Genomic DNA, 4,782 nt, shown 5'->3' with positions numbered 1-4,782 from the left:
CGGATCGCCCGGATGAGCTCCGCCGACGGCGCATCCTTCAGGAGATACCCGGTGGCGCCGGCCTCGATGGCGGGCAGGACGTCGGCGTCGGCGTCGAACGTCGTCAGCACGAGCACGCGTGCCGGCACGCCGAGGCGCTGCAGCTCTCGGATCGCCGCGACGCCGCCCATGCGCGGCATCCGCAGGTCCATCAGCACGACGTCCGGCTCCAGGACTCGCGCGAGGCGCACGGCCTCCGCCCCGTCGGATGCCTCGCCCACGACCGCGATCGCGGGGTCCGACGACACCATCCCGACGATCCCGTCCCGCACGACGGGGTGGTCATCGACCACGAGCAGGCGCAGAACCGTCATCGCGGCATCTCCGCACGTACCGCGGTACCGTGCCCGGGGCGGGAATCGACGACGAGCGTGCCGGCCAGCGCCTCGACCCGCTCGCGCATCGCGACGAGTCCGAATCCGCCTTCCGCACCAGCTGGGACGGACGCCTCGGGATCGAACCCCCGGCCGTCGTCGCGTACCTCCAGCCGGGTGCCGTGCGCATCGGTCGCGAGCGTCAGCCCGACGTGCCGGGCGGCGGCGTGCCGCTCGACGTTGGCGAGGGCCTCCTGGGCGGTGCGGAGGAGGGCGATCTCGGCATCCGTCGACACGCGCAGGGCATCCCCGGAGGAGGTGACCTCGACCGGGATGCCGGTGCGACCCGACCAGCGCTCCGCCAGCCCGCGCAGCGCCCCCGCCAGGCGCACCTCGTCGAGCGGGGCCGGCCGCAGCGCCTGCACCGACCGTCGCGCCTCGGCGAGACCCTCTCGGGCGAGCGCCAACGCGGCGTCCGCGTGCCGTCGGCGCTCGGCCTCGCCCGGCGCCTGCTCGGCGGCCTGGAGCTGGGTGACGATGCCGACGAAGCCCTGGGCGAGCGTGTCGTGGATCTCGCGCGCGAGGCGGGAGCGTTCGAGCTCGGTCGACATCCTGCCCTGTTGCTGCTGCGCGACGCGCAGCCCCCACGCAAGACCGCACATCACGATGATGTTGAGGGCGATCACGGCGAGGGCCCAGGGTGCCGTCGCCGGGCTCGTGCGCAGATCCTTGCTCTGCGCGAGCCCGGCGACGACGGCCGTCGCGCCGACCGCGAGGAGCTGCCACGGCCAGCGCACGAGCGAGTAGGCGAACGAGAAGGTGGCGATCGTCAGGAATCCGAACCAGCTGTCCCGCAAGACGAGCACGAGGTTGATCACGATGAACCCCGACAGGAACACCGCGATGGCCGCCGGACGATCGCGAGAGGGCAGAAGCGTGCGGAAGACGAGGATCCACACCACCGCCACGACGCACAGCACCAGGGTCGGCACGAGGTGCGACCACGCGCCCCACTCGGCACCCAGGGCGAAGACGGTGAGCATCCCCAGCACGATGTAGGGCGTGACCGTCAGGACGAGGCGCCAGCGGGGGTCGAGCACGATCCGACCCTACGCTTCCCGCGGGAAGTGACCCCCGATGCGCGGCAGGTTCGTCATGACCGCCACCGGCAGCACGAGAAGACCGCAGACGGCCTGTTCGACCCGTACCCAGTCGGGGAGGAACCCGGGAATCGAGACGATCACGATCACCGCGACCACGACGATCGGACTCACGATCCGCAGGCGCACCCATGCGCTGCGCGAACCTCGGGCGGCTCCGACGGCGAACACGAGCAGCAGGACAGCGCTGGCGAGGACGAGCGAGCAGCGGATCCAGATCGCCGTGTCGACACCGGTTCCGGTGGCCGCGATTCCGACCAGGAAGGCGATCATCGCGGCGCTGACCGCCACGAAAGCGATCACGAAGCCGACGATCGGGCGGAAGGCGGCGCGCCGTGCGGCGTCGGCCGCGGGGCGGGTGGAGGCGGAGGTCTGAGTCATGCCTCCAGCGTCGCGAACGAGCGTCTGCGACGGATCACCCGATCGGTCAGGGTTCGCCACCGATCGGCTGACGCGTGTCAGGCGTCGGGCGATTCCGTCGCGACCGGCCGGGTCACGGCATCCAGGAGCCCCGGGAACTTCGCGTCCAGCTCCGGGCGGCGAAGCGCCATGTCGTGGGAACGGCCGTGAATGATGTATGAGGTCAGCCCCGCCTCGCGCAGGGTCTTGAAGTGGTGCGCCATGGTCGCCTTGCCCACGGCGATGCCGTCCCACAGGTCTGCCTTCGGCTGAGGCGTGCCGTCCGCGAGCTTCCGGACGATCTCGAGACGGATCGGATCGGCGATCGCTTTCAGCACGCCCTCGAGCGTGACATCCGCGATGTCGGGGATCGGGTACTCAGGCATTCTCGCTCAATAGTTTGATGTTGATCGAACAATTCGCTACGCTGATCGTATGACGACCATCGAACAATCATATCGCGCCGACCGGATCGCGCCCCGCACGCGATGGCAGCTCATCGTGCTCGCGGCCGGACTGTTCATCGTCGGCACGAACGCCTTCGTCATCGCCGGCGTCCTCCCCGAGATCGCCGCGGAGCTGCACACCACGGTCGCCTCCGTCAGCTACACGATCACCTGGTATTCGATCGTCGTCGCCGTCGCGTCGCCGCTCATCGCGTCGCTTCTCCCCCGCCTCTCCCGCACCGTGCTGATGGCATCGGGCCTCGGGATCGTCGCCGTCGGCACCCTCGTCACGACGATCGCGCCAACGCTGGGCGTGTTCGAACTCGGCCGCGTCATCGCCGCCGTCGGCGGAGCAGCCCTGGTGCCTGCGGCGACGGCGGCGGCATCCGGTCTCGTCCCCGACGCGCTGCGCGGGCGCGCCCTGGCCACGGTCGGGGCGGGCTTCACGCTGGCGACGGCCCTCGGCGCCCCGGTCGGCACCGCGCTGGCCGCGGCAGCCGACTGGCGCCTCCCGCTCGGGTGCCTCGCCGCGCTCGCGGCCGTCGTCGCCGTCGCGATCGCGGTCACGGTGCGCGGCGTCCCGACCCACGCCGGGCTGCGGTTCGGCCAGCGCTTCTCGGTGTTCGCGGACTGGCGTATCGGCCTCATGCTGATCGTGCAGATCCTGCTCACCGCGGCGTTCAACATCGTCTACATCTTCAGCTCGAGCGTCATGCGCGCGGCGACCCACGGCTCGGGCACGGTCCTCGCGGTCCTGCTCCTCGTGTACGGGCTCGGCGGAGTCGTCGGCAACGGGCTCGGCGGCCTCCTCGCCGACCGGATCGGGGCACTGCGGACCGGGGTCGCCGCGATGACGCTGCAGGCGGTCGTGTTCGTGCTGATCGCGCTCTTTGGGTCGAACCTCGTGGCCGGAGGCATCCTGTTCGCGGCCTGGGGCGTTGTCGCCTTCGCGGCCCTCGTGCCGCTCCAGCACCGGGTGGTCGCCCTCAACCCGCCCCTGGCCGGCATCTCGCTGTCGTGGCTGTCGACGGCGATGTACGTCGGCATCGCATGCGCTCCCCTCCTGGGGGCGGTGGCGCTCAAGGCTGGGCCGACCGCAGTGCTGCTCACGGCGAGCGTCCTGACCGTCGCCGGCGCCGTCGTCATGCTCGTCACCCTCGCCGGCCCGCGGGCGGGTGCTCCTGGGAGCGTGACGCGCGGCGCCGCGGAGGTCGGCGGATCGGTCTAGGCTCGCGGCGTGCGCCACGTCGGCTTCCTCCGCAACGTCAACCAGGGCCAGCGCGGCCAGCCGTCGACCGACGACGTCCGCGACGCCTTCGCCGAGGGAGGCGCCACGGAGGTCGTCCCGTTCCAGACGAACGGCACCATCGTCTTCGAGGCGGACGATCCGGCGCTCGTGATCGAGCGGGCCGTGGGCGCGCTCGTCGTGCGCGGCCACGACCGCGACGGATTCTGGATGCCGCTGTCCCAGGTCGCCGAGATCGTCGACGGGCATGCGGCCGCGGCCGACGCGTCCCGCCGCGAGCTGACGCTCCACGCCGGCGGCCGGATCGACCTCGACGATCACGCGGTGATCACGGAGGCGACGAAGCGCCGGTGCGTCATCCTGGCGACCGGCGACGGCTGGGCCGTCACGGCCAACGAGCGCGATCGCGAGAGCAACGCCACACCCGCGATCGAACGGATCATCGCCGCCCCCGCGACCTCCCGCGGCCTGCCGACGCTCGTGCGCCTGGTCGACCGGTTCGCGCCGGACTCGCCAGCGTAGGCGTTGTGTGGCGCCGTTCGTCGCCCGGGGCGGTTGCGGATTCAGGAAGAACTGCGGCTCGCGGCGCGCGGGCACCCGGGATACCCCGGTTTCTCCTGAATCTGCAACCGCCGCGACGGAGGAGTCCGCGCCGGGACGGCGACCCCGGTCGCCCGGTGCGGACGCTGCGACGCCGTCGCCGAGGCGGGACGGCCGACTTCACTCCCCGACGTATTCCGGCGTCTGCGTCGGATCAGCAGGCTCAACCGCCCTCCCGGCGTGGCGGGAGGCTCCGCAGGGCTGATCCAGCCTGCCGTTCCGACGATCGGACGCGGATCCCGTGCGTTCGGGCTACGTGCTCCAGCCCAGTCGGCGACGCACGGCGTCCGCGCCGCTCCCTGGCCAGCCAGGCCACGCCGGCGCGATGATCTCCTCGGCGAGGGAGAGGATGCTTCGCGCAGCGCGCTCGGTCGATTGCTCCATGGCGTCGTCCAACCGCCCCGCCACCTCGGGGTCGACCCTCTCGATCCGGCGCCGGCCGTCGAACGGATCAGGGTGAGACTCTCCGGGGTGACACACCGCGAGCCAGAGGTCGATGAAGCTGAGCGCCGCCTCCGAGCGGATGACGTTCCCTGCGGACAGCCGCTCCCCTCGTCGCAACCGTCCGACCCCGACCA

General features: G+C 71.8%; 7 protein-coding genes. 2 read left to right on the top strand and 5 right to left on the bottom strand.

Going from position 1 to position 4,782, the window contains the following annotated elements; genetic code table 11:
* The 4 genes from BGO15_RS14670 to BGO15_RS14655 form a co-directional block, all read right to left on the bottom strand.
* A partial coding sequence (locus BGO15_RS14670; protein ID WP_286748439.1) for a response regulator occupies positions 1-353 on the bottom strand: 353 nt, incomplete at its 3' end.
* Positions 350-1,453, bottom strand: a complete 1,104-nt coding sequence (locus tag BGO15_RS14665; protein ID WP_286748438.1) for a sensor histidine kinase — start codon at positions 1,451-1,453, stop codon at positions 350-352. The genes BGO15_RS14665 and BGO15_RS14670, both read right to left, overlap by 4 nt.
* Before the next feature lie 9 nt (positions 1,454-1,462).
* Entirely contained in the window at positions 1,463-1,894 is a 432-nt protein-coding gene (locus BGO15_RS14660; RefSeq protein ID WP_286748437.1) for a hypothetical protein, read from the bottom strand.
* A 77-nt stretch (positions 1,895-1,971) separates the two neighbouring features.
* Positions 1,972-2,298 carry an ArsR/SmtB family transcription factor gene (locus BGO15_RS14655; RefSeq protein WP_286748436.1) on the bottom strand — a complete coding sequence of 109 codons (327 nt, stop codon included), beginning with the start codon at positions 2,296-2,298 and terminating at the stop codon, positions 1,972-1,974.
* Positions 2,299-2,347: 49 nt separating this feature from the next.
* Here BGO15_RS14655 and BGO15_RS14650 point away from each other — a divergent pair, with 49 nt between their 5' ends.
* Positions 2,348-3,586, top strand: coding sequence for an MFS transporter (locus BGO15_RS14650; protein ID WP_286748435.1), 1,239 nt, complete (start codon positions 2,348-2,350; stop codon positions 3,584-3,586).
* Positions 3,587-3,595: 9 nt separating this feature from the next.
* Positions 3,596-4,126, top strand: a complete 531-nt coding sequence (locus tag BGO15_RS14645) for a DUF1697 domain-containing protein (protein ID WP_286748434.1) — start codon at positions 3,596-3,598, stop codon at positions 4,124-4,126.
* 330 nt (positions 4,127-4,456) lie between these two features.
* Here the strand turns inward: BGO15_RS14645 and BGO15_RS14640 are convergent.
* On the bottom strand, positions 4,457-4,782 hold a 326-nt coding region (locus BGO15_RS14640; protein WP_286748433.1), incomplete at its 5' end, for a hypothetical protein.

Origin of the sequence: Microbacterium sp. 71-23, assembly GCF_001897265.1 — a bacterium.
GTDB lineage: Bacteria > Actinomycetota > Actinomycetes > Actinomycetales > Microbacteriaceae > Microbacterium > Microbacterium ginsengisoli.
This window is presented reverse-complemented; position numbering and strand designations above follow the sequence as displayed.

What these genes read in the sequence shown, in the direction of transcription:
- BGO15_RS14660 (WP_286748437.1), bottom strand. Translation starts at nt 1,894, where the DNA reads ATGACTCAGACCTCCGCCTCCACCCGCCCCGCGGCCGACGCCGCACGG.
- BGO15_RS14655 (WP_286748436.1), bottom strand. Translation starts at nt 2,298, where the DNA reads ATGCCTGAGTACCCGATCCCCGACATCGCGGATGTCACGCTCGAGGGC.
- BGO15_RS14650 (WP_286748435.1), top strand. Translation starts at nt 2,348, where the DNA reads ATGACGACCATCGAACAATCATATCGCGCCGACCGGATCGCGCCCCGC.